Origin of the sequence: Burkholderia anthina (assembly GCF_001547525.1) — a bacterium.
GTDB lineage: Bacteria > Pseudomonadota > Gammaproteobacteria > Burkholderiales > Burkholderiaceae > Burkholderia > Burkholderia semiarida.
The window spans coordinates 372,377-399,258 of the sequence record NZ_CM003769.1; the positions used below are offsets into that span (position 1 = coordinate 372,377).

Below are 26,882 nucleotides of genomic sequence, written 5' to 3' on the forward strand. Positions count from 1 at the left end.
CGCGGATCGATGCGACGCCGCGCGGCCTGCGCGGGCGTCGCCGTTCGCGCGATCGTCAGTTCGCCTGCAGTTGCTGCGCGTCGAACCAGTCGAGCAGCGCGCGCGTGACGAACGCGGGATTTTCCAGGTTCGAGATATGGCCGGCGTCGGGCACAAGCGTATGCGCACAGCCGATCACGTTCGCCATCTTCACGGTTTCCGACGGCGGGCGCGCCATGTCGCCCGCGCCGCACATCAGCAGCGTGCGCGCGGCATCGAGTTCGGCGAGTGCCGCGAGCGTATCGGGCCGGCCGAAAATCAGCCGGCCGAGCGGCGCGATCGATTGCCGCAGCCGGTCGGCGGGCAGGTTCGCGAGCGCTTGGCGAAACGCGGCCGGCACCGGGCCCTCCAGGTTGACGTCCGGCCGGAAGAACAGCGGCACGATCGCGTCGAGCAACGGCGGCGCGATGCGGCCCGCGGCCTCGATCGCATCGAGCATCGCGAAATAGCGGGTGCGCGTCGCATCGGGCTCGGCTTCGAGCGACGCGTCCATGATCACGAGCGAGCGCACGCGCCGCGGCTCGCGCAATGCGAGCCGCGCGCCCCACATGCCGCCGACGCTGAGCCCGACGACCGCGCACTGTTCGATGTCCAGCGCGTCCAGCAGCGCGCTCGCGTGCGCGGCGAGGTCGTCGAGCGTGTGCGTGCCTTGCGGCAGCGCGCCCGATTCGCCGTGCCCCCACAGGTCCGGCACGATCACGCGATACCGGCTCGACAGCGCATCGATCTGCGGCGCCCACATCGTGGCGTCCCACAGATAGCTGTGCCCGAGCAGCACCGGAAACCCGGTGCCATGATCGTGGTAATGCAGGGTACTGCCTTGAATGCGCTGTGCGGGCATGCTGCCTCCAGAGTGTCAGGGCTCGGCGGCAGCCCGGAAACGGGCGCCGCGATGGCGGCGTTCTGTGACGAACGCGAAGCGGCGCATCATCGCACAATTTGCAGCGGCTGCGCATGACGCCGCGCACCGCGCATTCGCCGTGCCGCGCTATCCGACGCGATACATCGGCAGCACGTTGCTGCCGGCCGTGTCGTGCTCCGACACGAGCGGATGGCATGCTTGTTCGAGCAGCCAGTTGGTCAGCACCGCGATATCGAATTCGTTGCACGCATCGGGGTTCTGCACGAGCACATAGCTGCCCGATGCAACGGTGCAATGCGGGAACAGCTCGACGAGCCGCCCCTGCTTCAACAGCCCGTCGACCAGCGGCCGCCTTCCGATCGCGATGCCGTGCCCGTCGACCGCCGCCTGGATCAGTTGATCGTACTGGCTGAAGTGCAGCGCGCCGGCCGGCCGCAGCCGCGGCACGCCGAGTTCCTTCAGCAATTGGCTCCACCCGTGCCACGGCCATTCGCCGCGCGGGTCGTCGAGATGCAGCAGCACGTGCTTGTCGAGATCGGCCGGCTTCATCGACGCGGCGTCGCCCGCCGCCGTCATCAGGCTCGGGCTGCATACGGCCACGACACGCTCGCGAAACAGCACGTCCGTATCGTCGGTCGACGTATACGGGCCGGCATAGCGCACGGCCAGATGCAAACGTTTGCGCTTGAGATCTTCGATTTCGCTCGTGGCCGACACGCGCACGTCGATGTCCGGATAGCTTGCGCGGAACGAACCGAGACGCGGAATCAGCCAAAGCGCGGCGAACGAGACGGTGGTCGACAACGAGATGGCGCGCTGGCCGACACTCGACGACAGCTTGCCGACCACGGATTCGAGATCGGACAACGCGAACGAGATCGCGTCGTACAACTCGCGCCCCTTGTCGGTCAACGTCAGCGAACGAATGTGCCGATGAAAGAGCTCGATCCGGAGCTGCTCCTCGAGCGCCTTGACCTGGCGGCTCACGGCCGACTGCGTGACGTTCAGTTCCTGCCCCGCACGCGTGAAGCTCAAATGGCGCGCCGCGCATTCGAAGCCTCTCAGGAAATCCAGCGAAGGCAAACTTCTCAATCTCTTTGCCAATCTCACATTAGCCATACCGCCGCCTCAAAGTTGCACCCACCGACAGGCAAGTTGCCGTTCGTCTCCCTGAATCGTCTCTCCTATTTGGATTCTGAAACAATTTTATAGTGAAAGCATGGATGCATTCCATTCTTATTTTCAATCGTGACACTTGTATTTATCTATCGAATTTCGTTGCATCGATATTTTCTTACACAAATATTATCGGGTAGTGATTTTGTAAATCGATATGCAGTGAATTGAAGGCTCGAAAACAGCGGGCAAATTCTCGCCAAAACAGGCATTTACCGGCGAAATCCGCCGCTGCCGCGGCGATTGCGTCACACCGGAAGAGCTGGCGCCCGACGCATACAATTCAATTTCAATCAGCCGACTATTCATTTTGTTTTCCGGATTGCGAAAAAACAAACCGCCCGCAACGAACGAACAAAATGCCGTTTAAATCCGGAATTCAACGTTTATTGAAAAATACTAAACACATGACATTCAAGCTTGCCATGCGGGTTCAAGAAACTGATGAGCCGATTATTTCCGGATACGAATAACCCGCCGGCCGGCAACGCCGGTCAGCGTGCATCGGGTTCGCCTGTCGGCCGGAATCCGGGGGCCGCGGGTCGCCGTGCCGCTCGAGGGCTAATTCACTACGCGTTGCCCGGCACCCCATTCGCCCGCGCCGTCACTTCGCGGCGATAGCGGTTCAGTTCCTGCGCGGTGGCGAACGTGCGTTCGAACAGGATCGACAGGTTGTGCAGGATCCGCTCGACCACCTTCTTCTCCCACTCGCCGTCGAAACGGATCTGGTCGTCGAGCCAGCGCTCGAGCCATTCCGGATCCGGCAGGCGCGATTGCACGGTGTCGCGCGGGAACAGCGCCTGATTCACGTGCAGGTTGGTCGGGTGGAGCGGCTTCTCGGTGCGGCGCGCCGACGCCATCAGCACGCCGATCTTCGCGAAGGCCGCACGCGCGACGTCGCCGCAGTTGTTCAGCGCCTTCTTCATGTAGCGCAGGTACGCGCCGCCATGACGCGCCTCGTCGCGCGAAATCGTTTCGTAGATCTGCTTGATGACGGGCTCGGTGTGCCAGTCGGCCGCGCAGCGGTACCAGTGGTTCAAGCGGATCTCGCCGCAGAAGTGCAGCATCAGCGTCTCGAGCGGCGGCGCCGGATCGAACTGGAAACGCACCGCGTGCAGTTCCTCCTCGGTCGGCACCAGTTCCGGCTTGAAGCGCCGCAGGTATTCCATCAGCACGAGCGAATGCTTTTGCTCCTCGAAGAACCACACGCTCATGAACGCGGAAAAGTCGCTGTCGTGCTGGTTGTCGCGCAGGAACATTTCCGTCGCGGGCAGCGCCGACCATTCGGTGATCGCGTTCATCTTGATCGTCTTCGCCTGCTCGTCGGTGAGCAGCGAAGCGTCGAACCTGTCCCACGGAATGTCCTTCTCCATGTCCCAGCGGACAGCTTCGAGCGACCTGAAAAGTTCCGGATAGAGCATCGTCGTCACCGTCGTCGCCATGCAATCCGCACCGGCGCTCATGCCGACTGCGTCGACGCCGGCGCGGCGGCTTCCGCATCGGGCTCGCGATCGTCCCGATCGTCGTCCACCGAACGCGGCGCGAGCCGGCCGCGCAGCAACGCATGGTAGAACTGCCGATACGAGCGGTGGTAATAGCGGATGCGCGGCGCGATCGCGCCATGCAGGTCGTGCAACCGCTCGATCGGCAGGTTCGGCATCATGTGATGCTCGACGTGATAGTTGTTGCCGTTCGTGAACCACGTCATGAACGCGTTGCTCTCGATCGTCCGCGTGTTGCGGAACGGGTCGGTGCTCGTCAGGTCGCAGCGGTAGTGCTCGGGCATCTCGACCAGCGCGTGCACGGGCGCCGCGACGAACACGAGCGGGACGACCCACACCCAGACGACGAACCACGTGTGCAGCACGAACGACAGCGCCGCGAGCAGCGCGATCGCGGCCGCCATCAGCAGGTAGTCGCGGCGGATCGCGCGCGACACGAGCGCATTGTCGCCGAAGCGCGCACCCGGCACGACGAGCTTCACGACGTTCCTCGCGAACTGGATATAGTGCGCGGCCATCGACAACCGCCACATCCACAGCCCGACATTGACGACGGGGCTCGCGCCGTACTGGTCGCCGTAGTCGAAGAACTCCTTGTTCTCCGGCGTGCCGAGCAGCCGGTGGTGGCGCAGGTGGCTGTCCTGGTATGCGTGGAACGACACGAGCATCGGCATGCCGAGCAGCACGCCGAACACCATGTTCAGGCGCTTGCTGCGGAATCCCTGGTAATGCAGCGCCTGATGCTGCAGCTCGACGCCGTGCGCATACATCGCACCGATCAGCAGGATGCCGACCGCCTTCAGGATCACGAACGCCGACAGCGCGAACATCATCCCGTGCGCGACAAGCGCAACGTATACAACCAGCTTCAGCGAGAAGACCACGCCGCTCGGGCGGCTCTTCATGTCTGTAACCGGTTTCGGCCGGGCGACAAGCGATGAGGTGACGGACAAGACGCTCTCCTTGGGCCGGGCTGCCCGGCACGATGACGCGGCGACGCTGGCGCGCTGCCGGGTTGCCATTCTTCTGTGAGTCGATGTTTCGGACAAACGAATTTTCCGAACGCATTGCATGACGCCCGCGCATGAGCGCACCACATCGTGAACTAGACGACCGGTCGAATGAGACCGACCAGTCACCTCGTGGATGCGTCCCGCTCATGCATAGCCTGCATAGATTCCGTTTGTCGCCGCCGATCGATCCGGCAAGAATCCTCCTCACTCGACGAACGGCGCCGCCGGCACCGTGGCGCGAGCGGCCGTGTTCCTCAAGGGGAGAACCCTCGTGACGAAGTACGCATCCACCATTCATCGCCTGATCGAATCGCTCGAGGACGTCGCGGGCGCCATGCATCGCATGACGTTCGTCGACGATGCGGGCCGCGAAGCGGGCATCACGTACCGGCACTTCGCGCAAGAGGTGTTTCGCCAGGCCGGCGCGCTGCGCGAGCTCGGCGTGCGCGAGAACGATCTCGTGATGCTCGCGCTGCCCGCGTCGGTCGAGCACGCGGCCGCGATGATGGCCTGCGTGATGACGGGCGCACTGCCCTGCACCGTGCCGGTTCCCGTGCGGCGGCCGACGGCCGCGCGGCAGGTGGCGGACGTCGCGTGCGAGCTGTACCGGCCGCGCCTCGTCATCGCCGCGGATGCGCAGGCCGCGGCCTGGCGCGACGACGCGTTTTCGGCGGCCGCCACGCGCGTCGTCGATCTCGCGACGCTGTCGAGCGCCGCGGATGCCGGCGCGCGCGCGCCGATCAGCGCGAAGAGCGGCCACGATCCGCATCATGTCCAGCTCACGTCGGGGTCGACGTCGCACCCGAAAGCCGCGGTGCTGAGCCACGAGAACGTGATCGCGAACGTGCTCGGCATCGGCGGGTCGGTGCGCTTCGATATCGCGGCCGGCGACGGCACCGCGTCGTGGCTGCCGCTCTATCACGACATGGGGCTGCTCACGCTGCTGTCCAACCTGCATTACCGTGCGCCGCTGCTGATGATGCAGCCGAACAGCTTCATCCGGAATCCGCTCGGCTGGCTGAAGCGCATCGCATCGGCACGCGCGACGACGACGTCGGTGCCGACCTTCGCGCTGCGCTATTGCGTGCGCCGCTTCAATGCCGCCGCGATGGACGGCGTCGATCTGTCCGCGTGCCGCAACATCTTCATCGGCGGCGAACGCGTGGACGACGCGACGCTGCGCGATTTCGCCGCGACGTTCGCGCCGTACGGGCTGGCTGCGTCGGCACTGCAGCCGTGCTACGGGATGGCCGAATCGACGCTCGCGGTATCGATGCATCGTGCATGGCACGAAGGCGCGGTCGAGGGCGCACCGTACGTGATCGCCGATACGCTCGACCGGCGCGCGCTGATCGAGCGCCGCGACGCGCAGCCGGCCGCCGCGAACGACGGCCGCGAGACGGAGACCGAAACGGTGCTCGCGATGGGCACGCCGATCGACGGGATGGCGTTCTGCATCCTCGACGACGGCGACCATGCGCTGGGCAACCGCGCGGTCGGCGAAGTCGCGATCCGCGGCACGTCGGTGATGCTCGGCTACCTGGATCCCGACGACGGCACGATCGCCGCGCCGCTGACGGCCGACGGCTGGTTCCGCACCGGCGACATCGGCTACGTCGCGGACGGCCAGCTGCATATCCTCGGCCGCAAGAAGGAAGTCATCATCATCCGCGGCAGCAACTATTTCCCGCACGAGATCGAGGAAGCGCTCGCGTCGCACAGCGCGCTGCGCAAGAGCACGTGCATCGCGTTCGGCCTGCCCGACCCCGAAACCGGCACCGAGCGGCTGGTCGTCGCGATCGAGGCACGGCCCGTCGACGCGACGCCGCAAACGCGCACCGAGTGCCAGCAGTTGCTCGCGTCGCGCATCGGCTTCGCCGCGCAGGATTTGTGTTTCGTCGAGCCCGGCTCGCTGCCGCGCACCACGAGCGGCAAGCTGCAACGCCTGAAATGCCGCGATCTCTATGCGAACGGCGCGTTGCCCGTGATCGCCGCATCGGCCGCCGTCGCCGAAGCCGGCCAGGGAGCGTTCGCATGACGCCTGCGTCGCTTTCGCCGGTGCTCGAACTGCGCGACGTCACGCGCGTGTACGAAGGTGCGGGCCACGTCGTCGCGGTGCGCGGCGCGACGATCTCGATCGCCCCGCGCGACGTCGTCGCGCTCGTCGGCCCGTCGGGCAGCGGCAAGAGCACACTGCTGAACCTCGCAGGCTTTCTCGACGTGCCGAGCAGCGGCGAACGCTGGCTCGAAGGCCGCCGGATCGACGACGCGCCGGACACGCTCGAACGGATTCGCCGCGAACGCATCGGCTTCGTGTTCCAGCAATTCAACCTGATTCCGGTGATGTCGGCGCTCGAGAACGTCGAGCTCGGCTGCTTCGCGTGGGGCACGCCGCGCACGCGGCGCGAACGCGCGCGCGCGATGCTCGACGCGGTGGGGCTCGCCGCGCGCGAACGGCACCGCCCCGGCGAGCTGTCCGGCGGCGAGCAGCAGCGCGTCGCGCTGGCCCGCGCGCTCGCCAAGGAGCCGGCGATCGTGATCGCGGACGAGCCGACCGCGAGCCTCGACAGCGCCAACGCGCGGGCGGTCGCCGAGCTGATCCTCGACACCAACCGCACGCTGGGCACCGCCTTTCTGATTGCGTCGCACGACGATCGTCTGTGCGCGCACCTGCCGCGCCGCATCGAGATGCGCGACGGCGTACCGGGAGTGAATCGTGAACTGGTCGACGTTTGCGTGGCGTAACCTCTGGCGCAACAAGCGCCGCACCGTGCTGACGATGGCGATGATCGGCGTCGCCGCGTTCGCGTCGAGCCTCGCGCTCGGCTACGTGATCGCGACCTTCGACGCGGTGCGCGAAGGGTCGATCGACAGCGGCGTCGGCCATGTGCAGGTGCTGCACCACGGCTATCTCGACCTGATCGGCGAGCGGCCGCTGCAGTACGGGCTGACCGCCGACGAGCAGGCCGCCGCCACGCAGGCGATCGCACAGCTGCGTGGCGTCGCGACGACCGCGCGCGGCATCGACTTCGACGGCCTCGTGTCGAACGGCGACCTCAGCTACGGCTTCGTCGGCGAAGGCATCGAGCCGAACCGCGAGCCGCCCGGCTTCTTCGACTATCACACGGTGCTGTCGGGCCGCTACCTGTCGCCGACGAATGCCGGCACCGAAGTCGTCGTCGGCGCGGAACTCGCGCGCAAGCTCGGCGTGCACGTCGGTTCGGTCGTGCAGTTGATGGCGTCGACCGCGCACGGCGGCATCAACGCGACCGACGCGCAGATCGTCGGCGTGATGAGCACCGGCAACAAGGACGTCGACGAGCGGATCGTCGACGTGACGTTCACGGCCGCGCAGGCGCTGCTGCGCACCGACCGCGCGTCGCGCGTCGCGGTGTTCCTCGACGACACCGCCGGCACGCCGGCCGCCGCCGCGACGCTGCGCGCCGCGCTGCCGACGCTCGACGTGAAGACCTGGGACCAGCTCGTGTCGCTCTATCACCAGGTCGTCGCGCTGTACAAGAACCAGTTCTCGGTGTTCGGCGCGATCCTGTGCGTGACGATCCTGCTGTCGATGAGCAACTGGATCTTGATGAGCATCGTCGAGCGACGCCGCGAGATCTCGACGCTTCGCGCGCTCGGCGTGCCGGCCGCGACGGTGCGCGGCGTGCTGATCCAGGAAACCGCGCTGCTCGGCTTGCTCGGTGCGGCCGCCGGCATCGCGCTCGCGCTGCTGACGATGGTCGCGCTCAATCACGCGCAGATCCACCTGCCCGCGCCGCCCGGCCGCGTGAAGCCGATCCTGCTCGAATTCACGGTGTCGCCCGCCGCCGTGGCCGCCGTCGAAGCCGCGTTCGTCGTGCTCGGCGTGGCCGCGGCGCTGCTCGCGACGCTCGGTCTCGCGAAACGCAACATCCTCGAAGGACTCGCCCCATGAATCGCATTCGCCTGACGTTCGCCGCGCTCGTCGCGTGCGTGCCGCTCGCCGCGCAGGCGGCCGACACGCCGACGGCCCAGACCATGCTCGCCCGTGCCGACGCGTACCGCAGCACGGCCGCCGATACGCAGACCAACATCGAGATCACCAACGAGGTCGGCGGACAGTCCGGCGACGCGACGCGCTATCTCGTCTACACGCGCGGCAACGGCGACACGCTCGCGCTGACGCGCAGCGGCGAGAACGACGGCCAGAAGTACCTCGCGACGACGCGCGGGCACTGGTTCTACGTGCCGAACACGCGCAGCGCGGTGCGCATCAACGGGATGCAGCGGCTGCAGGGCGAAGTCGTGATCAGCGACATCACGCGCACGCACTGGGCGGACAGCTATCGCGCGACGGCCGCCCCCGGCACGACCACGATCGCCGGCAAGCCGGCCACCGAGCTCGACCTGAGCGCGACCGATCCCGACAACGTCTATCCGACGATCAAGCTGTGGGTCACGCCCGACACCGACGTGCCGGTGCGCGCGCAGTTCTTCCTCGCGAGCGGCCTGCTGTTTCGCAGCGCCGATTTCTCCGCGCCGGTCGACGCGAACGGCCGCAAGGTGATCCGCAAGATCACCTATCGCAACGAGATCGAGAAGCAGCGCGCGAGCGTCGTCGACATCCTCGACGGTCAGCCGCGCAAGATTCCGTCGGGCTGGTTCAACCCCGACACGCTCGCCGATGGCCAGTGAGTACGACGCCGATGCCGATGCTCATCGTGACCGCCTCAGCTCATCACCCGATCGCGCCCGCCGCGGCTGGCCCGGTGTCGCGCTCGCGATCCCGCTCGCGCTCGGCTGCACGCTCGCGCATGGAGAATCGCTGATGGACCAACTCGGCACGCTCAACGGCATCGGCTACGCGCGCTCCGTCGACAGCATGGACGGCCGCGCATTGCTCGGCCGCCTGATCGGCGACTCGCCGCGCGACCAGCAGGAAGCCGGGCTGCTCGCGCGCATCGACGGCGAGAACCTGTTCGCGAATGCGCGCATCGTCGCGAGCAACCATTCGCTCGGCGCGCAGGCAAGCCGCTTCAACGAAGCCGGCGTGCGCTACGCGTTCGACAACGGCATCACGCTCACGGCCGGCAAGCGGATCGACGCGCTCGACACGTCGCAGGCGTTTTTCCCGCTCGGCTTCTTCCAGAAACGGGCCGCGACGGCCGACATCTACGATCGCTACGGCGACGTCGAAGGCACGCCGCTCGTCGAAGCGAAATGGGCGGGCGAGCAGACCACGCTGCAGTTCATCGCCGGCGAGAACCGCACGCTGCGCAACGACGTCGACAACCGCGACGTAGCAGGCGCGACGCAGCTCGTGCGCGGCGCCTACAACGGATCGGGCGGCTCGGCCGCGCTGCTCGCCGGCCGTCACGCGGGCCGCGGCGGCGCAGGCGCGACGCTGTCGTTCGACGTCGCGCGCTCGAACACCGTCTACGCGAGCGCGTGGATCGAACGCGGCACGACGCGGCCGCTGCCCGCCTTCATCGCGAACGGTACGCCGCTCGATTCGGCGGCGGCCTACGACGCCGTCGATCGCCGCAACGACCGCCAGTACATGTGGCGCAGCGCGGTCGGCATGCAGAGCGCGCTGCCCGGCAACCTGTCGCTGATCGTCGAGTGGTCGCACGACGAAGCGCGTTACGACGCGAGCCAGTGGCGCCGGATGGTCGGCGCGGCGCAGGCGAACAACGCGCTGCTGCCCGTCGCGCCCGGCGCCGCGCTGGCCGGCCTCGGCGGCACGGCCAACTTCGTGAGCGTCGACGGCAACCTGCGCGACTACCTGTTCGCGCGGCTCGGCAAGAAGATCGGCCGCGTCGAGTATTCGCTGCGCGGCGTCTATTCGCCGCAGGACAAGGGCCTGCTGGCGATCGCGCAGATCGTCGCCGACGTGAACAAGCGCGTGAGCGTCGATGTCGCCGTGTCGCACGCGTTTTCCGACAGCAATTCCGAGTACCGGATGGTCGGTCTCGGCACCCGCATCGACGCCGCCGTGCGCGTGCGTTTCTGACTGGAACCCTGCCATGTCCACGCTTTCCGCCCCCACTCCGATCGCACCGCCGCTGCGCCTGCGCGTGGCCGACCAGGCCGCGTATCCGGTGCTGCGCCACCTCGACGCAATCGGCACGCCGCCGCACGCGGCGGCCCGGCTGGTCGAAGCCGCCGCCGTGCGGCTGCTCGACAGCGAGATGGTGATCGCGCTGCGCACCGCCGCACCGGACGTGCTGCCGGATGCGTCCGCGTCGACACCGCTGCGGCACGACGAGGCGCCGCTCACCGAAGCGCTGCTCGAGCAGATCGGCCGCGAAGGATTTCATCACCTGTTCAAGCCGTTCATGCGCGCGTTCATCCGCATCATGTTCGGGCTGTTCTTCTCCGAAGACCAGAACCGCCGCGCATGCGAGTGCATCGACGCCGGCCATCACTTCGCGTTCCTGATGAGCGACGGCGGCGGCCCGACGCTCGCCGCCTGGCGCACGGTCGTGCGCAGCGACGACAACGGGCTCGCGCTGACCGTCGACAAGGTGTGGGGCATCGAGGCGCACCGCGACTGCATGGCCGTCGTCGCGGCACGCCTGCCGGGCGTGATGTTCCCGGCCGCCTATCTCGTGTGGCCCGACGAGTATCGAAAACTGAAACGCACGACCTGCGGCGCGCCGTTCCTCGCGGGCAACCTGCAGCTTGCGAACGTCGGCGGCCAGGTGCGCGTCGCCGCCGAGGATCGCCTGCGCATCGGCGGCCCGACCGTGTTCAACAAATACCTGACCGTCGTGCGGCCGTACTTCGTTCGCGCGCTGATGGCGCACGTCGGCTGGCTCGAACGGACCGGCCGCATCGAGCTCGACGCCGACGCGCGCGCCGTGCACCGCTTCATCGCGGACGCCGCGCGCAGTCAGACCGACGACGCGCACTACAGCTTCGGCAAGGTGCAGCGCGTGCTCGCGATCAAGCTGCTGTCGAACGAGTTCCTGACCGCGCTCGTGCGCGACGGCAAGGTGCAGCTGTTCGACGACCAGCGCGACCTGCTGGCGTTTTCGAAGATGGAAGGCAGTTCGTACCGTTGTTATCACGAGCTTCGCAAGAGCCTGCGCTGCGAAGCCGGCAGTTGACCCACGCGACAGGCCGATCGATCCCGATCAAAACCACTCAACTCCAGGAGCTCCTCTCATGACGACCCAGAACGTTCCGGCCGACGCGCTCGACATCCTGTCCCGCGAAGTCGCGAAGATCCTCAACGTCGAAACCGTCGACACGGACGCCGGCATCGGCGAACTCGGCATCGATTCGCTGAACATCGTCGAGCTGATCGTGTTCTGCGAACAGCTTTACGGTTCGATCGATCCGGAAGCGCTGAACATCACGCAGTACACGACGCTGCAGCAGCTCGACGCGCAACTGCGCAGCCAGCAGCACGCGGCCTGACACGGCGATGCTCGCGCCCCTCGCCCCCATGGCGGCCGCCGCCGTCCAGCCGGCCCCGGCCACCGCGCTGACCGTGCAGGCGCTCGCGTACCGGCGCGTCGCGCCGTCGCGCGACGGCGTGGCCGCGCCGCTCGACGACACGGCCCGCGCGATCGGCACGCTCGCGTGCGCCGAACGCGAGCGGCTGTGCGGCGCGGTCGGCGCGGACGACTACGTGGTCAGCTCGACGATCCTGTCGATGTTGCTGATGAACGATTCGCCACAGCATCGCGTGTTCGCGCAGGCGCTGGCCGGCGCGAACGACTACACGCCCGACTGGATGACCTGCTCGTACGAATGCGCGGGCTGGGGCTACGTGCTGCGCCGCACGCTCGCGACCGCGGCCGAGACGGGGCCGCGCACGCTGCTGCTGCAGATCGTCGACATCGACGTGCACGGCTATACGTACTGGCACGGCAATCCCGCTTGGGGGCGTTCGGGCTTCGGCGTCTGCACGCTGCTCGTCGACGTCGGCCGCGAACCGGCGCAGTCGGTGATCGCCGACGCCGCGCCGCCGGCCAGCGCGGTCGTGCGGCTCGGCCGCGACATCCGCACGTTCTGCGCGGCGCGCCCCGGGCTGCACGCGGCGCTGCCGTTCTTCCCGGCCACGTCGCGCCGCGCGCTGCTCGCGTCGGTCGGCAAGACGCCGCTGCTGCCGGACGGCCACGGCGTGTTCGGGCATGCGTTCGGCAGCGACCCGTGGCTGTCGGTGCTGCTCGCGCACCGCGACGGCGACACGCCGCGTCGCGCGGCCGTCTGCTCGCTCGCGCTGAACGGCTATTACGCGATCGCCGACGTCGCGTTCGCGCCGGACGCGACGTTCTCTCTCGACGGCGAGGCATGACATGGTGCGTCCTGTTCATTTCACCTACCGGATCGAGCGCGACGCGCGGCAGCCGGTCGCGGTCGCGGCCAGCGCGTACCGGATGCCGCTCGACACGCCGGCCGACTATGCGCGCGCCGCGCTCGCGGAAGCGGCCGGCGACGGCTACGACGCGGGCAATGCGTACGACGCGGCCGGCGGCGAGCGCCGCGTGCTGCTCGACCACGTGCAGTATTTCGGATTCCTCGCGGAAATCACCGCGCGGATCCGCGACGCCGTGCATCCGGACGCCCGCGTGTTCATCGAAGTGTGCGCGCCGTATTTCGGCGCGCTGCCGGCCGAACTGCTCGCGCCGCACGTGCTGCTCGGCGTGCACCTGTACGACGAAGCGTTGCGCGACGCCGCGCGCGGCGCACCGGTCGTCTGGATCGGCGACCGCATCCTGCGCGATGCGGAATTCGCCGGCGACAACCGCGTGTGCTGCGCGATCTGGCCCGCGCGGCTCGCCGACGCGTTCGACGCGCAACTGCGCGGCGCGTGGCCGTCGTTCGCGATCCGGCTCGAACCGCATCCGGGCGCGTCGCGCGCCGCCGCCCCGCTCACCGATTCCGCCCATCATTCCGGCGCCGCCGCGCGGCCGGGGAGACCCTGACATGAATGACACGCTTACCGTGATGCAGGACACGGCCGATATCCGCTGGTCGATGCCCGTCGACGCGCTGATGTCGAACGACTACGCACTGCGCGAAGAGGCGCTGAACCGGCTGTACGAGAAGGCGAAGGCCGCACAGTGGGACGTCGCGACCGACGTCGACTGGCGCCACGACCTCGATCCGGCCAACCCGCTCGGCATGCCCGACCCGACGCTCTTGATCTACGGCACCGAGCTGTGGGGCAAGCTCGCCGACGCCGACAAGCGCGAGGTGCGCCATCACGCGCAGGGCTGGCTGCTGTCGCAGATCCTGCACGGCGAGCAGGCCGCGCTGATCTGCGCGTCGAAGCTCGCGTCGGCCGAGAGCGGCCTGAGCGCGCGGCTGTGCGCGGCCGCGCAGATGATGGACGAAGCTCGCCACGTCGAGGCGTACGCGAAGCTCGTCAACGAGAAGCTCGACGTCAGCTACCCGATGAGCCGCTCGCTGAAGGGGCTGCTGCACGACACGATCACGAGCAGCGCGCTCGACATGACGAACCTCGGGATGCAGGTGCTCGTCGAGGGCATCGCGCTGTCGATCTTCCAGAGCGTCGTCGCGTACAGCACCGATCCGTTCATCAAGGACTTGTTCCTGCGGATCCAGCGCGACGAAGCGCGCCACTTCGCGGTCGGCCGGATCACGCTGTGCCGCGTGTACGCGGAAATGAGTTCGCACGAACTGCGCGAACGCGAGGAGTTCATCTGCGAAGGCGCGGCCGTGCTGTACGAACACCTGTGCGCGGACGACATCTGGGAACCGATGGGGCTGTCCAAGCGCGAATGCAGCGCGATGGTGCGCGAATCGCCGGTGTCGAGCTCGATCCGCCGCTCGATCTTCCGGCGCCTCGTGCCGACGATCCGCGAAATGGGCCTGCTCACGCCGACCGTGCAGGCGACCTTCGAAAAGCTCGACGTCCTCGACTACGCGGCGATGCCGCTCAACTGACATGACGATGCCCTCTTCCCACGCATCCCGCGACGCCGGCTTCTGGATCGGCATCGACGCGGTGGCCTACGAGCTGCCGGGCCCGCCCGTCGATATCGAGGCCTGGGCCGCCGAGCGCGACTATCCGGCCCAGCGGGCGGCCGCGATCGCGCAGTCGGGCAGCCGCTATTTCCACATGGCGCTCGACACGAGCGAGACCGATCTCGCGATCGCGGCGGTCGGCCGGCTGCTCGACACCGCGCGCGTGCATCCGTCCGACGTCGGCGCGATCGTGCACGTACATACGCAGCAATTCAGCGTGCCGCCGGCGCCGCGCAGCCTGCCGCACGAAGTGGCCGCGCGGTTCGGCATCGAGCCGCTGTGGCTCGGCTCCGTCGCGCAACTGAACTGCGTGTCGGTCGCGGCCGGCATCGAAACCGTGCGCGCGCTGATGCGCCGCCATCCGCGGCTCGACGCGGCGCTCGTCGTGTCGTCCGACCGCGTGTACGGCGAGGACTACCGGATGCGGCAGATGACGGGCGTGCAGTGCGACGGCGCGGCCGCGATGCTGATCGTGCGCAACAGCACGAAGAACCGGCTCGGCGGCATCGCGATCGAAACGCACGCGAAATGGCATCGCGGGTCGGACACGGTCGCCGCGAACGAGGCCGACCTGATCATGATGGAGTGGCCGTACACGCGCCGGGCGATCGACGCGGCCGTCGCGCTCGAGCCGCACGCGCTCGACGCGTACGACCTCGTGCTGCCGCACAACGCCGACCTGCCCGGCTGGAACGCGCTGTGCCGCGCGATGCGCGTGCCGGCCGAGCGGCTCTATGCGGACAACATCCATGCGCGCGGCCACGCGTGCTGTTCGGATTTCCCGATCAACCTGGCCGACGTCGGGCTCGATGCGCTCGCGCACGGCAAGCGCGTGCTCGGCGTGATGCAGTCGAACTGCGGCGCGTATGCGGCCGCCACGCTTCATCCGGTGGGCCGCCATGACGCCTGAGCGCCCGCTTCCGCCCGCCGCCGATCACGCGTGGATCGCCGACCTGCGTACGCCGTGCTACGTGTACGAGCCGGAGGTCGCGATCGCGCGCTACCGGTCGCTGAAGGCGCGGCTCGGCACGCGGCTGATCGTGTCGCTGAAGGCGAACCCGAACCAGGACATGCTCGCGCGCTGCGCGCATGCGTACGAGGACGGCGTCGAACTCGCGAGCCGCGGCGAACTCGATGCGGTAATCGGCCGGATCAGGACGCCGCGCTACCTGAACAATCCGTCGATGGACGAGATGTTCATGCGTGCGGGGCTCGCGTCGCGCTGCCATTTCGTGCTCGACAACCCGGACGCGGTCGCGCGTTTCGTGCCGCTCGCGCGCGAAGCGGCGGCCGGCGGCAGCACGCCGGGCGCCGTGCTGCTGCGCGTGAACGCCGGCGCGCTGGCCGGCGTTCATGCGCGGGCGCAGTGGCACGACCACTTCGGGATGACGCCGAACGAGGCGCACGACGCGGTGCGCACGCTCGCGGCCGCCGGCTTGCCCGTCGCCGGGCTGCACGTGTTCTCCGGCCCGCATTCGTTCATCCGCCAGGACCCGGCGCAGCCCGACACGCTCGTGCTGCCCGAACTGCTCGCGGCGCTCGCCCGCGATCTCGCGCCGGCCAACGGCGCGCCGCTCGGCTCGTTGAGTCTCGGCGGCGGCTTCGCCGACGATCATCCGGGCGATGCCGCGTTCGAGCGCTATGCCGCCGCGCTCGCGCCGCTGGCCGGCCAGTATTCGCTCGCCCATGAATCCGGCCGCGCGATCTTCGCCGATGCGGGCGTGTTCGCGACGCGCGTCGTCGCGGTGAAGGCGTGGCAGGACCGCACGATCGCCGTCTGCGACGGCGGCCTGTCCCATGCGTTCCTGCTCGCGCAGACCGAATCGGTGATGCGCCGGCTGGCCGCGCCGTCGCTCGTGCGCCGCACGCCCGCGCCGCCGTCGCGCGGTGTGCCGACGCTCTACGTCGGCAGCACCTGCAGCCGCGCGGACGTGATCGGCCGCGACGACACGGGCGCGCCGCCGCAAGTCGGCGACATCGCGGTGTTCGCCCGCTGCGGCGCGTATCACCGCACGTACTCGATGGCGCATTTCCTGTCCCACGAAGCCGCGCACGTGTACGTGCGGCCTGCCTGAACCAGAGGAGCCGATCATGAACGCATTGATCAGCATCGCCGACCTGCTCGAACATGGCGCCGCGCGCTGGCCGCATCGTCCGGCTTATGCCGACGGCGGCGGCACGCTGACTTACGACCAGCTTGCCCACGCGGTCCGGCGCGCCGCCGCCGTACTCGCGGCGCGCGGCGTGCAGCCCGGCGAACGCGTCGCGATCTATGCGCCGAAGCGCATCGAAACCGTGGTCGCGATGCTCGCGGCCAACGCGCTGGGCGCGATCTTCGTGCCGGTCAACCCGCAATTGAAGGAAGCGCAGATCGAACACATCGTCGCCGACAGCGGCGCCGCGCTGTTCGTGACCGGTGCGCAGCGGCTCAAGCGCCTGCCGGCGCTCGCCGCGCTCGTCGGCACGCGCACGCTGCTGATCGAGGAACTGGCCGATGCGATCGATTCGCCCGGCACCGACACGCCGGCGTCGGCGGCGGCCCCCGCCGGCCGCCCGGTCGACGACGATCCGGCCGCGCTGCTCTACACGTCCGGCTCGACCGGCAAGCCGAAAGGCGTCGTCGTATCGCACCGCAACCTGGTGTCGGGCGCGTTCAGCGTCGCCGCATACCAGCAGCTCGCCGACGACGACGTCGTGCTCGGCGTGCTGCCGCTCAGCTTCGATGCGGGCCTGAGCCAGCTGACGACCGCGCTCGCGTCCGGCGCGTGCTACACGCCGCTCGACTTCCTGCAGCCGGCCGAAGTGCCGCGCCATTGCGACGCGTTCGGCGTCACGTCGATCACCGGCGTGCCGCCGCTGTGGATGCAGCTCGCGTCGGCCGGCTGGAGCGACGCCGCGCGCACGCGGATCCGCCGCTTCGCGAACACCGGCGGCCATCTCGCGACGCCGCTGCTGCACCGTCTGCAGGCGCTGTTCACGCACGCGTCGCCGTACCTGATGTACGGGCTGACCGAGGCATTCCGCTCGACGTACCTGCCGCCCGCGGATGCCGCGCTGCGCCCGACGTCGATCGGCAAGGCCGTGCCGAACGCGGAAATCCTCGTGCTGCGCGCGGACGGCAGCGAATGCGCGGCCGACGAGCCCGGCGAACTCGTGCATCGCGGCGCATTCGTCACGCTCGGCTACTGGAACCGGCCCGAGCTGACGGCGCAGCGCTTTCGCCCGCTGCCGCGCCGGCACGGCGAGATTCCGCGCCCGGACGTCGCCGTATGGTCCGGCGACATCGTGCGGCGCGACGCGGACGGCTACCTGTACTTCGTCGCGCGCGGCGACGACATGATCAAGACGTCGGGCTATCGCGTGAGCCCGACCGAGGTCGAGGACGTGCTGTTCGCGCTGCCGCACATCCGCGAGGCCGCGGTATTCGGGGTTCCGCATCCGGCGCTCGGCGAGGCGATCGCCGCATGCGTCGTGTCGACGCTCGACGCCGACGCGTGCCGCATCGACATCGCCCGCGCGTGCCGCGACGCGTTGCCCACCTACATGAACCCGCTCGTCGTCGAGCCGCTGCCGGCGTTGCCGCGCAACCCGAACGGCAAGATCGACCGACCGGCGCTGAAAGCGCAGTATCGCGACGCGTTCGCGCGCCCGAACCTCGAGGAGACCGCCGCATGACCCCGTCGACGCTCGATGAACCCTGTGTCGGCGCGCCGCGCGTCGCCGCGCCCGGCACGCTTGCATTGTCCGGCGGCGTCGTGGTGCTGCCGCCCGCCGTCGTGTTCAGCGCGATCCAGGCGCAGGAGCGCCATCCCGGCTACCGCCATCTGCTGCTGCCGCAGGCGCGCTTTGCGCGGCCGCGCGGCATGGGCGCGCTGACGCCCGACGAAGGCACGCGCCTCGCGCCGGGCGGCCGGCCCGCGCTGCGCGTCGCGCCGCCGGGGCGCAGCCTCGCCGATCTCGCCGCCGATGCGGCGCTCGACCTGCGCGACCAGCTCGGCTCCGGCGCGCTCGCGCGCACGACGCATCTGATCGTCGCCAGTTGCGCGCTCAACGAAGGCATCGGCGACTCGGTCGTCGGCCGCATGCAGTACGAACTCGGGCTCCAGCGCGTGACGCCGTTCGCGCTCGGCCAGAACGGCACGCTCGGCTGGTATTCGGCGCTGATGCTGCTCGACGGGCTGCTGCTCGACGAAGGCGACCAGGCGCTCGTGATCCTCAGTGACAAGTGGCTCTACCCGTTCTTCCGCCAGTTCGGCGATCTGGTCGGTTACGGCGATGCGGCCGCCGCGCTGCTCGTGTCGCGCGCGGGGCCGGCGCCGGAGCCGGCCGCGTGGGGAGGCGTGCGCGCCGTCGCGATGGAGTTCGGGCCATCGGTCGCCGATCCGTGGGCCGATGCGCCGGCCGCGCTGCGCGACACGCTCGCGCCGGTCGCCGCCCGCGCGATCCGCCGCGCGCTCGACCAGGCCAACCTGCGCGCGAACCAGATCGACTGGTGCGTGCCGCCGGGCTTCGATCCCGGCTTCGCGGCACGCGTGGCCGACGCCGCGTCGATCCCGGTCGGCGCGCGCATCCAGCACGACGGGGCCGGCCATCTGTCGTCGGCCGAATCGGCCGCCGCGCTGATCCGGCTCGCGGGCGCGCTCGATGAAGGCGAACGCCGCACGGTGCTCGTCTGGGACGCGGCGCTGCATGGCGCGGCGGCGGCGGCCGTCGTCGATCTGGCCGGCGGCCTCGACGCCGCGCTCGATATCGAAGGAGACGCATGATGAGCGCATACAAAGTCAGCCTGCGCGAGTTGCGCTTCTTTCTGTGGGAACTGTTCGAGGCCGACCGGCACTTTCTCGAACACGGGCCGTACAGCGCGCACGATCGTGCGTCCGTCGACGCGCTGCTCGAACGCGCGCGCGACTTCGCGCTCGACCTCGGGCGCAGCTACCAGCAGGCGGACGTCGAGGGCTGCACGCTGCTCGACGACGGCCAGGTACGGATTCCTTCGCATTTCCATGCGCTGTGGGCACGTTTTCGCGACGAGTGGTCGAACACGCTGTTCGGCACCGCGCACGGGCTGCCGCCGATCGTCACGCAGATGATCTACGAGATGTTCATGGGCGCGAATCCGTCGTTCATGACGTACGGCGGTTTCACGCGCCCCGCGGTCAAGCTGCTGCAGATGCACGGCACGCCGCATCAGAAGGCGCTGATCGCGCCGCTCGAAGCGTACCGCTGGGACGCGTGCTTCTGCGCGACCGAACCGCAGGCCGGCACCGACCTCACCGCGGTCGCGCTGCGCGCGACGCCGCTCGAACGCGATATCTACGCGATCGACGGCGAGAAGGTCTACATCTCGGCCGGCATGCACGAGCTGACGGAAAACACGCTGTATTTCGTGCTCGGGCGCATCGATACCGCATCGCCGGATTCATTCTCGCTGTCGTGCCTCGTCGTGCCGCGCTTCTGGCCGGACGAAGAGACCGGCGAGCTGCGGCCGAACCATGTCGACTGCATCGGCCTGCCGCGCAAGATGGGGCTCAAGGGCTGCGCGAACACGCATCTGGTGTTCGGCGCGAACGGCACGACGAAAGGCTGGCTGCTCGGCGGCCGGCGCAACGTCGGCCTGCTGCAGTTGATGCCGCTGATGAACCAGGCGCGGATGAGTACCGGGATGTTCGGCGTCGGCGTCGCGTCGAGCGCGTACCTGCACGCGGTCGAGTATGCGGGCCGCCGGCTGCAGGGGCGGCCGATCGAGCGCGCGTCGAACACGAACGCCGCGCGCGTCGCGATCGTCGAGCACGCGGACGTGCAGCGCATGCTGGTCGACATGAAAAGCCGCGTCGACGGTTGCCGCGGCCTGCTCGGCAAGCTCGCCGCGACCGCGACGCGCGCGGCGATGCTCGAAGCGACGCCCGACGCCGACCCGGCCGAGATCGAGCGCCACCGCAAGCTGCAACTGCTGCTGACGCCGATCTGCAAGGCGTTCATCTCCGACCAGGCATGGCGCATCTGCGAGACCGCGATCCAGGTGCATGGCGGGCTCGGCTATACCGACGCGAGCCCCGTCGAGCAGAATGCGCGCGACGTGAAGATCCTGTCGATCTGGGAAGGCACGAACTACATCCAGGCGCAGGACCTCGTGCGCGACAAGCTCGGCTTCGGCCGCCATTCGCGGCTGATCCAGTACTACCGCGACGAACTCGACGCGTTCCTCGCGCAGCAGCATCAGGCCGGCACGCAGGCGGAGCTGCGGCCGCTGTTCGACGCGCTGCGCGCGGGCGCCGACCGGATCGCCGCCGCGCTCGACGACATCGCGCGCGACGTGCAGGACGGCCACACGCATCGCAGCAGCCAGTTCTACACGCGCTTTCTGGAGATGTTCGGCGTGGTCACGTCGGCGTGGGTGCTGCTCGAATCGGCGACGATCGCCGCGCGCCGGCTCGATGCGCCGGAAACGGCCGACATGCCGGCCGAGCTCGCGTTCTATCGCGGCAAGCTGAAAAGCGCGCGCTACTACTTCGCGAACGTGCTGCCCGTCGTCGACCAGCACGCGGCCGTGATCGCCGCGATGGCGCACGCGGCGATCAGCGTCAGCAGCGACGAACTCGCCGCGGCGGAATGACATGGACACGACGCTCGATTCCGGCATCCCCGCCGCCCCGACCGCCGATGCGCCGCGCAACCTGCTCGGCCGCCCGACGACGCGCCATCGCGGCACCGACATCGACGGCGCGACGCTCGACCCCGAAGCGCTGCGCGTGCGCGATCTCGACCTGAACGCGCTGATCGGCGCGACGACGTTCGAAGGCGCGCTCGCGCATCTGTGGTTCGACGTCGCGCCCGGCCGCGCCGACCATCGCGCGCACGAGGACGCGATCGCCGCGCGGCTCGCCGCGTTCGCCGACGCGCTGGCGCCCGGCTCGGTCGCCCAGTCGGTCGCGGCCGACCTCGGTGCGGCGGGCGTCGCGCCGGTGTTCGCGGCCGCGTCCGGCCTGCTGCGCGGCCTCGACGACGTGCTCGAACGCATGCGCGGCCCGGCGCCGGACGATGCCGATCTCGACACGATGCTGCTGTGCGCGGCCGCCGCGCCGTTCCTGCTGCACGCGGCGATCGAGGGCCGGCCGTTCGCCGCCGGCCCGCGCGCCGGCGGCGGCACGGCGCTCGATGCAGCACGGACCCAAGCGCAACGCATGCTCGTGCTGACCGGCGCGACGCGCCACGACGCGCCGGCGCAAGCCGCGATGGACATGCTGCTCGTCGCGTGGCACGCCGGCTTCGGCTACATCACACCGACCGTGCTCGCGCCGCGCGTGGCGATCGGCACCGGCGTCACGCTGACGCAGGCGATCGCGTCCGGCTTCCTCGCGAGCGGGCCGTCGCACGTCGGCGCGGCGCTCGAAGCGATGCAGTGGCTCGCGGCGCTCGCGCGATCGGTGCCCGGCGGCGCCGGCGCACCGTCGGCCGCGCTCGACGCAGCCGGGCGCGCGGCGATCGACGCGGCGCTCGACGCGAAACGCACGCTGTACGGCTTCGGCCATCCGCTGTTCGTCGCCGATCCGCGTCCGCCGCACATGCGCGGTCGGTTCGCGGCTTGCGGCTTCGGCGGCGGCTACGTGACGCTATTCGACGCGTGCCGCGCGCAGGCCGACGCGCGCCGCGCGCTGCGGCCGAACATCGATTTCCTGACCGCCGCGACGCTGCTCGAACTCGGCGTCGCCGCGCCGTCGTGGGGCGTCGGTGTCGGCCTCGGCGCGCGCATCGCGGCGATGGCCGCGCATGCGGTGGAACGGCGCCGCCGCCCGGCGTTCGGCGTCAACAGCGCGACCGCGCGACGGCTGCTGGCCGCCGTGCCGGTCGGCTGGCTGTGAACCCTCACCCTTTCGCACAAGGAACGTCATGCTGCTCAAGAACCTGCGCCCGGCGAACGACTACGATCGCTTCGCCACCGAAACGCTCGAACCGTGGGACCTGCTGTTCATCAGCCGCATCCGCCAGCTCGCGCGCGGGATGACGCCCGGCACGATCGCCGACATCGGCACGGCCACCGGCGTCGTGCCGGTGCGGCTCGCGACCGATCCGGCGATGCGCGGCTGGCGCTACGTCGGCATCGACCTCGATCCGGCAATGCTCGACGAAGGCCGCCCGCGCATTCGCGAACTCGGGCTCGACGACACGATCGAGATGCGCGTCGGCGACGCGCTCGCGCTGCCGTTCGACGCCGGCACGCTGACGATGGCGGTCGGCCGCGCGACGCTGCACCATCTGCCCGACAAGGCGTTGAGCCTCACCGAGATGTACCGCGTGCTGGAGCCGGGCGGCATCGCGCTCGTGCACGACATGCGCCGCGACGCGCCGCAGCACCTGCTCGACCGCTTCACCGAGATGCGCGCGGCCGCCGACTATCCGCCGACCCACGTCGAGGAAAAGATCACGCTCGACGAGGCGCATGCGCTGGTGGCCGAAGCCGGTCTGACGCAGGTTGCGTCGATCTACAGCCCGAGCGCGGGGCTCGGCGCGCTCGGCTTCGAAATCCTGCTGAAGAAACCGGCGCTGGCCTGAGCGATGACCGATCTCGCCTTCCTCGCCGCACATGCCGCCGTGCGGCTCGGCGCCGACGACGTGCACTGCGCGCCGGTCGCGCCCGGCGCGACGCTGCCGCTGTGCGTGAGCCCGCGCAGCGCCGAACTCGCGACGTCGCCGGAGACGTTCGTCGCGTGGTACCGCTCGCGGCTCGACACGATCGACACGCTGCTCGATGCGTGCGGCGCGCTGCTGTGGCGCGGCTTCGCGGTACCCGACACCGCCGCGTTCGGCCGCCTCGGCGCGCTCTACCCGGCGCACGCGAACGGCTACACGGCCGGCGCCGCACCGCGCCGGCAGATCGACGGCCAGGTCTACGAGTCGACCCGCATGCCGCCGCCGTTCAAGATCGGGCTGCACCAGGAGATGGCCTACATGCCCGCATTCCCGCGCCTCGTCGCGTTCTATTGCCGGCAGCCGGCCGACGCGGGCGGCGAAACGCCGATCTGCGACATGCGCCGCGTGACCGCGCGCGTGCCGGCCGCGCTGCGCGCGCGGTTTGCGGAACGCGGCGTGATGTACCTGCGCAATTTCGCGGCGCCGGGCGACCGCGCGGACGGCCTCGCCGCCAATCCGAACCTGCCGTTCGCCGCGTACCACCGGCCGTGGGACGACGCATTCGGCACGACGGCGCGCGACGAAGTCGAACGGCTGTGCGCGGAACGCGGCGTCGGCTGCCGCTGGCTCGACGACGGCAGCGTGACCGTATCGCACGTCGGCAGCGCGCTGCGCACGCATCCGCGCACCGGCGAGACGGTGTGGTTCAACCAGGCGAGCGCGCAGCACCCGAACCCGCGCTCGATGGGCGCGCTCAGCTATCGCTACCTGCAGCGCATGTACGGCACGCGCGCCGCGTTTCCGTACGAGATCCGCTACGGCGACGGCTCGCCGATGCCGTTCGACGATCTGGTGGCGATCTACGACGCGCTCGACGAAGAGGAACGGGCGTTCCCGTGGCAGGCCGGCGACGTGCTCGTCGTCGACAACATGCTGGTCGCGCACGGCCGCAACCCGTACCGCGGCGTGCGCGACACGCAGGTCATGCTGTTCGACTGAGGATGCCGACGATGAGCGTTTCGTTTCTTGCGTCCGTGCGCGCGATGTTCGGCCCGCCCGCCGCGTTCGACCGGCCGCGGCGCGCGGGCACGCCGCCGCTGCCCGACGCGCATGCGCCGGGCGCGGCGCTCGGCGCGCGCGCGATCGACGTCGCGGCCGGCGATTTCCGCTTCTCCGCGCGCCACGTGCGGTTCCGGCTCGGCGCGATCACCGCGATCGTCGGGCCGAACGGCTCCGGCAAGACCACGCTGCTCGAAACGCTGCTCGGCTTCCGGCGCGGCGGCAGCGACGTGCGCGTGCTCGACGTGCCGGCCGAACGCTTCATGCGCGATTCGCGCTCGCTGCAGCGGATCGGCGCGCAATTGCAGAAGGTCGAGTATCCCGATCACCTGCGCGTGTCGGAGATCGTCGCGCTGCACCGCGCGATGTACGCGCACACCGATGCGGCGATCGCCGACGCGCTCGGCATCGCCGAACTGCTCGACAAGCCGTGCCGTGCGCTGTCGAAGGGGCAGCGCCAGCGCGTGGACCTCTACGTCGCGCTCGCGCATCGGCCCGAGCTGGCCGTGCTCGACGAACCGTTCACGGGCCTCGACCGCCGCTACGCGGGCGTCGTGATCGACCTGCTGCGCCACCGCGCAAGCGGTACGAGCATCGCGATGATCTGCCATTCCGAGGAAGAACTGAGCGTGGTCGACGATCTCGTGTGGGTGCGCGACGGCGGCGTGCGCTACCAGGGCGACCAGGACACGCTGCGCGCCGAGCTCGTCGGCGATGCGCGCGCGGTCCTGCATTGCCGCGACGAGGCCGATGCGCGCGCGCTGCGCAAGCGGCTCGCGGCGCTGCCCGGCGTGACCGGCGTGCGTGTGTCGGCCGCGCACGTGGTCGAGGCGTTCGGCGATGCGACGCTGCATCCGAACGTGCACCGGATCGTCGGCGAACGGGGCATCCAGCATCTCGCGCTCGCGCCGAGCACGCTGGGCGACCTGCTGCGCCTGTGCACCGAGGGCCCGAGCCATGACTAAGGTGTTCCTGATCCTCGTGCGCAACGAGCTGCTCGGCTACCTGCGCAGCCGCTCGTCGCTGTTCTGGACGCTCGTGTTCCCCGTGTTCCTGCTGAGCGTGATGCTGTTCGCGTTCGGCGGCTCGGGTTCGCTCGGCACGGCCGACATCGCGTTCGAGTTGCCCGGCGGCGCGACGCCGTACAACCAGGCGTGCCAGGCGCAGATCGTCGCCAGCCTGTCGCACAGCGACACGGTGAAGGCGACCTTCGGCGGCCGCGGCGCGCCGGCCGAGCGCGTGACCGTCGTGCTCGGCGCCGACGAGCGCACGCCGGCGACGATCCGCTACGACTTCAACGGCTCGCTCGCGGTCAAGGCCGCGTCACGCGTCGTCGAGATCGCGCTCGCGCGCTGCGCCGCGCAGCGGCTCGGGCTGCCGGCCGCGCAGGCGCGCTTCGAGAACGCGGCGCCCACGCGCCGCCCGTTCGACTACGGCGCGTTCTTCGCGACCGGCATCCTGGTGATGGCGTTCATGGCGATCGGCCTGAACTCGACGACCACCGCGATCGCCGCGCTGCGCGAGCGCAATACGTTCAAGCTGTACGTGTGCTTCCCGGTGTCGCGCGGCGTGTTCCTCGCCGCGCTGATCGTCGCGCGGATGGCGATGATGGCGCTGTCGGCGCTCGTGCTGCTGACGGTCGCGCGCGTCGCGTTCGGCATCGCGCTGCCGATCGCGACGCCGGACGGGCTGCGCGCGTTGCCGATCGTGCTGCTCGGCGCGGCGATGGTGCTGAGCATCGGCGTGCTGCTCGCCAGCCGCACGCGCTCGCTCGCGGCCGCCGAGCTCGCGTGCAACGTCACCTACTACCCGCTGCTGTTCTTCAGCGACCTGACGATCCCGATGCACGACGCGCCCGCGTGGCTGAAGGCCGGGCTCGCGTTCCTGCCGACCAACCAGTTCGCGGTCGCGCTGCGCGGCGCGCTGGTCGACGGCGCGCCGTACGCGCAGCTCGCGCCGCAACTGCTCGGCATGACCGCGTGCACCGCGCTGTTCCTGTTCGCCGCCGCGCGGCTGTTCCGGTGGCACGACGCGTGACGCGTCGCCCCGCTGTTTCGACGAAGGAGAGACACAGATGAAATCGACCCATCCCATAACCGGCTACCTGCTGCACGCGAGCAACTTCCTGCCGGCGATCGTGTTCCTGTTCTACGGCCGGCTCGGCCCCGAACAGCCGGACCTGCGCTGGACCCACGCGTTCCTGATCGGCGGCGTGCTCGCGCTCGTGCACGGCGCGTGGCTGATGCGCCGCGCGGAGCGCAACAGCATCGCGCTCGGCGTCGACCTGTTCCTCGTGATCGGCGCGGTGCTCGCGCTAGTTTCGCCGACAGGTAGCCGTCTGTGGGGCGAGGAACTCGGGCCGGCCGCGATGCTCGTCTGTGTGCTGGTGGTCGGCATCGTGCATACCGCGTGGTCGGACGGCGGCTTCGTCGACGGCACGCTCGTCGATCGCGCGCGGGCGCGTTCGCTATCGCTCGTGCTGCTCGCCGTCACCGTCGTCGCGCTCGCGGTGTCGATCGCGATGCGCCACAGCCCGCTGTGGGGCGGCGTCGTGCCGCTGATCGCGCTGGTCGTCGTACGCGGCCGGCTGCGCAGGCAGCTCACGCGGGCAAGCTGACG

Annotated in this window: 25 protein-coding genes; 21 read left to right on the plus strand and 4 right to left on the minus strand. The window is 69.6% G+C overall.

Features of this window, described 5'->3' with window-relative positions; translation table 11 throughout:
• Nucleotides 1-55 precede the first annotated feature (55 nt).
• The 4 genes from WS64_RS17870 to WS64_RS17885 all read right to left on the minus strand — a co-directional run bounded on the left by WS64_RS17870 (nucleotide 56) and on the right by WS64_RS17885 (nucleotide 4,484).
• Nucleotides 56-880, minus strand: coding sequence for an alpha/beta fold hydrolase (locus tag WS64_RS17870; RefSeq protein WP_060010738.1), 825 nt, complete (start codon nucleotides 878-880; stop codon nucleotides 56-58).
• Nucleotides 881-1,027: 147 nt separating this feature from the next.
• A complete protein-coding gene (locus WS64_RS17875; protein ID WP_059583808.1) occupies nucleotides 1,028-2,020 on the minus strand; it encodes a LysR substrate-binding domain-containing protein in 993 nt (330 codons plus the stop codon).
• 626 nt (nucleotides 2,021-2,646) lie between these two features.
• Nucleotides 2,647-3,507: a ferritin family protein gene (locus WS64_RS17880; RefSeq protein WP_060967486.1), complete on the minus strand. Its 861-nt coding sequence runs from the start codon at nucleotides 3,505-3,507 to the stop codon at nucleotides 2,647-2,649.
• Nucleotides 3,508-3,536: 29 nt separating this feature from the next.
• Nucleotides 3,537-4,484, minus strand: coding sequence for a fatty acid desaturase family protein (locus WS64_RS17885; RefSeq protein ID WP_060967169.1), 948 nt, complete (start codon nucleotides 4,482-4,484; stop codon nucleotides 3,537-3,539).
• Between the two features lie 379 nt (nucleotides 4,485-4,863).
• Between WS64_RS17885 and WS64_RS17890 the strand changes: the two genes are divergently transcribed.
• From WS64_RS17890 to WS64_RS17990, 21 genes are read left to right on the plus strand one after another with little or no spacing between them, the layout of a single operon-like run.
• Nucleotides 4,864-6,630 (plus strand): fatty acyl-AMP ligase, encoded by a 1,767-nt coding sequence (locus WS64_RS17890; protein WP_244166611.1) that lies wholly within the window; start codon nucleotides 4,864-4,866, stop codon nucleotides 6,628-6,630.
• A complete protein-coding gene (locus tag WS64_RS17895; protein WP_060967171.1) occupies nucleotides 6,627-7,337 on the plus strand; it encodes an ABC transporter ATP-binding protein in 711 nt (236 codons plus the stop codon). The genes WS64_RS17890 and WS64_RS17895 overlap by 4 nt, the downstream gene beginning before the upstream one ends.
• Nucleotides 7,309-8,526: an ABC transporter permease gene (locus tag WS64_RS17900; protein WP_060967172.1), complete on the plus strand. Its 1,218-nt coding sequence runs from the start codon at nucleotides 7,309-7,311 to the stop codon at nucleotides 8,524-8,526. The genes WS64_RS17895 and WS64_RS17900 overlap by 29 nt, the downstream gene beginning before the upstream one ends.
• The gene (locus tag WS64_RS17905; RefSeq protein ID WP_059639031.1) at nucleotides 8,523-9,266 is read left to right on the plus strand and encodes an outer membrane lipoprotein-sorting protein; all 744 of its coding nucleotides are present in this window, start codon (nucleotides 8,523-8,525) and stop codon (nucleotides 9,264-9,266) included. The genes WS64_RS17900 and WS64_RS17905 overlap by 4 nt, the downstream gene beginning before the upstream one ends.
• Nucleotides 9,256-10,584, plus strand: a complete 1,329-nt coding sequence (locus WS64_RS17910) for a hypothetical protein (protein WP_060967173.1) — start codon at nucleotides 9,256-9,258, stop codon at nucleotides 10,582-10,584. Before WS64_RS17905 ends, WS64_RS17910 begins: the two co-directional genes overlap by 11 nt.
• 13 nt (nucleotides 10,585-10,597) lie before the next feature.
• The gene (locus tag WS64_RS17915) at nucleotides 10,598-11,683 is read left to right on the plus strand and encodes a hypothetical protein (RefSeq protein WP_060967174.1); all 1,086 of its coding nucleotides are present in this window, start codon (nucleotides 10,598-10,600) and stop codon (nucleotides 11,681-11,683) included.
• 58 nt (nucleotides 11,684-11,741) lie between these two features.
• A complete protein-coding gene (locus tag WS64_RS17920) occupies nucleotides 11,742-11,996 on the plus strand; it encodes an acyl carrier protein (RefSeq protein ID WP_006481176.1) in 255 nt (84 codons plus the stop codon).
• A gap of 7 nt (nucleotides 11,997-12,003) precedes the next feature.
• A complete protein-coding gene (locus WS64_RS17925; RefSeq protein WP_060967175.1) occupies nucleotides 12,004-12,879 on the plus strand; it encodes a hypothetical protein in 876 nt (291 codons plus the stop codon).
• Nucleotide 12,880: 1 nt separating this feature from the next.
• On the plus strand, nucleotides 12,881-13,510 hold the full coding sequence (locus WS64_RS17930) for a hypothetical protein (protein WP_060967176.1): 630 nt from the start codon (nucleotides 12,881-12,883) through the stop codon (nucleotides 13,508-13,510).
• A 1-nt stretch (nucleotide 13,511) separates the two neighbouring features.
• A complete protein-coding gene (locus WS64_RS17935) occupies nucleotides 13,512-14,495 on the plus strand; it encodes a ferritin-like domain-containing protein (RefSeq protein ID WP_059579151.1) in 984 nt (327 codons plus the stop codon).
• Between the two features lies 1 nt (nucleotide 14,496).
• The gene (locus tag WS64_RS17940; RefSeq protein ID WP_060967177.1) at nucleotides 14,497-15,486 is read left to right on the plus strand and encodes a beta-ketoacyl-[acyl-carrier-protein] synthase family protein; all 990 of its coding nucleotides are present in this window, start codon (nucleotides 14,497-14,499) and stop codon (nucleotides 15,484-15,486) included.
• Nucleotides 15,476-16,651: a PLP-dependent decarboxylase gene (locus WS64_RS17945; protein WP_060967178.1), complete on the plus strand. Its 1,176-nt coding sequence runs from the start codon at nucleotides 15,476-15,478 to the stop codon at nucleotides 16,649-16,651. The genes WS64_RS17940 and WS64_RS17945 overlap by 11 nt, the downstream gene beginning before the upstream one ends.
• 16 nt (nucleotides 16,652-16,667) lie before the next feature.
• The gene (locus WS64_RS17950) at nucleotides 16,668-18,251 is read left to right on the plus strand and encodes an acyl-CoA ligase (AMP-forming), exosortase A system-associated (protein ID WP_060967179.1); all 1,584 of its coding nucleotides are present in this window, start codon (nucleotides 16,668-16,670) and stop codon (nucleotides 18,249-18,251) included.
• Entirely contained in the window at nucleotides 18,248-19,342 is a 1,095-nt protein-coding gene (locus tag WS64_RS17955) for a hypothetical protein (protein WP_060009058.1), read from the plus strand. The genes WS64_RS17950 and WS64_RS17955 overlap by 4 nt, the downstream gene beginning before the upstream one ends.
• Nucleotides 19,342-21,189, plus strand: coding sequence for an acyl-CoA dehydrogenase (locus WS64_RS17960; protein ID WP_060967180.1), 1,848 nt, complete (start codon nucleotides 19,342-19,344; stop codon nucleotides 21,187-21,189). The genes WS64_RS17955 and WS64_RS17960 overlap by 1 nt, the downstream gene beginning before the upstream one ends.
• Nucleotide 21,190: 1 nt before the next feature.
• Nucleotides 21,191-22,435, plus strand: a complete 1,245-nt coding sequence (locus WS64_RS17965) for a citrate/2-methylcitrate synthase (RefSeq protein WP_060967181.1) — start codon at nucleotides 21,191-21,193, stop codon at nucleotides 22,433-22,435.
• Nucleotides 22,436-22,463: 28 nt separating this feature from the next.
• The gene (locus WS64_RS17970; RefSeq protein ID WP_059579171.1) at nucleotides 22,464-23,126 is read left to right on the plus strand and encodes a class I SAM-dependent methyltransferase; all 663 of its coding nucleotides are present in this window, start codon (nucleotides 22,464-22,466) and stop codon (nucleotides 23,124-23,126) included.
• A 3-nt stretch (nucleotides 23,127-23,129) separates the two neighbouring features.
• The gene (locus tag WS64_RS17975; protein ID WP_060009071.1) at nucleotides 23,130-24,203 is read left to right on the plus strand and encodes a TauD/TfdA family dioxygenase; all 1,074 of its coding nucleotides are present in this window, start codon (nucleotides 23,130-23,132) and stop codon (nucleotides 24,201-24,203) included.
• An 11-nt stretch (nucleotides 24,204-24,214) separates the two neighbouring features.
• Entirely contained in the window at nucleotides 24,215-25,228 is a 1,014-nt protein-coding gene (locus WS64_RS17980) for an ATP-binding cassette domain-containing protein (protein WP_060967487.1), read from the plus strand.
• Entirely contained in the window at nucleotides 25,221-26,300 is a 1,080-nt protein-coding gene (locus tag WS64_RS17985) for an ABC transporter permease (RefSeq protein WP_059639019.1), read from the plus strand. Before WS64_RS17980 ends, WS64_RS17985 begins: the two co-directional genes overlap by 8 nt.
• A gap of 37 nt (nucleotides 26,301-26,337) precedes the next feature.
• Nucleotides 26,338-26,880, plus strand: coding sequence for a hypothetical protein (locus tag WS64_RS17990; protein ID WP_060967182.1), 543 nt, complete (start codon nucleotides 26,338-26,340; stop codon nucleotides 26,878-26,880).
• Nucleotides 26,881-26,882: the final 2 nt, after the last annotated feature.

What these genes read in the sequence shown, in the direction of transcription:
- WS64_RS17915 (WP_060967174.1), top strand. Translation starts at nt 10,598, where the DNA reads ATGTCCACGCTTTCCGCCCCCACTCCGATCGCACCGCCGCTGCGCCTG.
- WS64_RS17990 (WP_060967182.1), top strand. Translation starts at nt 26,338, where the DNA reads ATGAAATCGACCCATCCCATAACCGGCTACCTGCTGCACGCGAGCAAC.
- WS64_RS17920 (WP_006481176.1), top strand. Translation starts at nt 11,742, where the DNA reads ATGACGACCCAGAACGTTCCGGCCGACGCGCTCGACATCCTGTCCCGC.
- WS64_RS17965 (WP_060967181.1), top strand. Translation starts at nt 21,191, where the DNA reads ATGGACACGACGCTCGATTCCGGCATCCCCGCCGCCCCGACCGCCGAT.
- WS64_RS17970 (WP_059579171.1), top strand. Translation starts at nt 22,464, where the DNA reads ATGCTGCTCAAGAACCTGCGCCCGGCGAACGACTACGATCGCTTCGCC.
- WS64_RS17905 (WP_059639031.1), top strand. Translation starts at nt 8,523, where the DNA reads ATGAATCGCATTCGCCTGACGTTCGCCGCGCTCGTCGCGTGCGTGCCG.
- WS64_RS17945 (WP_060967178.1), top strand. Translation starts at nt 15,476, where the DNA reads ATGACGCCTGAGCGCCCGCTTCCGCCCGCCGCCGATCACGCGTGGATC.
- WS64_RS17910 (WP_060967173.1), top strand. Translation starts at nt 9,256, where the DNA reads ATGGCCAGTGAGTACGACGCCGATGCCGATGCTCATCGTGACCGCCTC.
- WS64_RS17925 (WP_060967175.1), top strand. Translation starts at nt 12,004, where the DNA reads ATGCTCGCGCCCCTCGCCCCCATGGCGGCCGCCGCCGTCCAGCCGGCC.
- WS64_RS17955 (WP_060009058.1), top strand. Translation starts at nt 18,248, where the DNA reads ATGACCCCGTCGACGCTCGATGAACCCTGTGTCGGCGCGCCGCGCGTC.
- WS64_RS17870 (WP_060010738.1), bottom strand. Translation starts at nt 880, where the DNA reads ATGCCCGCACAGCGCATTCAAGGCAGTACCCTGCATTACCACGATCAT.
- WS64_RS17930 (WP_060967176.1), top strand. Translation starts at nt 12,881, where the DNA reads ATGGTGCGTCCTGTTCATTTCACCTACCGGATCGAGCGCGACGCGCGG.
- WS64_RS17935 (WP_059579151.1), top strand. Translation starts at nt 13,512, where the DNA reads ATGAATGACACGCTTACCGTGATGCAGGACACGGCCGATATCCGCTGG.
- WS64_RS17975 (WP_060009071.1), top strand. Translation starts at nt 23,130, where the DNA reads ATGACCGATCTCGCCTTCCTCGCCGCACATGCCGCCGTGCGGCTCGGC.
- WS64_RS17960 (WP_060967180.1), top strand. Translation starts at nt 19,342, where the DNA reads ATGAGCGCATACAAAGTCAGCCTGCGCGAGTTGCGCTTCTTTCTGTGG.
- WS64_RS17895 (WP_060967171.1), top strand. Translation starts at nt 6,627, where the DNA reads ATGACGCCTGCGTCGCTTTCGCCGGTGCTCGAACTGCGCGACGTCACG.
- WS64_RS17980 (WP_060967487.1), top strand. Translation starts at nt 24,215, where the DNA reads ATGAGCGTTTCGTTTCTTGCGTCCGTGCGCGCGATGTTCGGCCCGCCC.
- WS64_RS17940 (WP_060967177.1), top strand. Translation starts at nt 14,497, where the DNA reads ATGACGATGCCCTCTTCCCACGCATCCCGCGACGCCGGCTTCTGGATC.
- WS64_RS17950 (WP_060967179.1), top strand. Translation starts at nt 16,668, where the DNA reads ATGAACGCATTGATCAGCATCGCCGACCTGCTCGAACATGGCGCCGCG.
- WS64_RS17885 (WP_060967169.1), bottom strand. Translation starts at nt 4,484, where the DNA reads ATGAAGAGCCGCCCGAGCGGCGTGGTCTTCTCGCTGAAGCTGGTTGTA.
- WS64_RS17875 (WP_059583808.1), bottom strand. Translation starts at nt 2,020, where the DNA reads ATGGCTAATGTGAGATTGGCAAAGAGATTGAGAAGTTTGCCTTCGCTG.
- WS64_RS17985 (WP_059639019.1), top strand. Translation starts at nt 25,221, where the DNA reads ATGACTAAGGTGTTCCTGATCCTCGTGCGCAACGAGCTGCTCGGCTAC.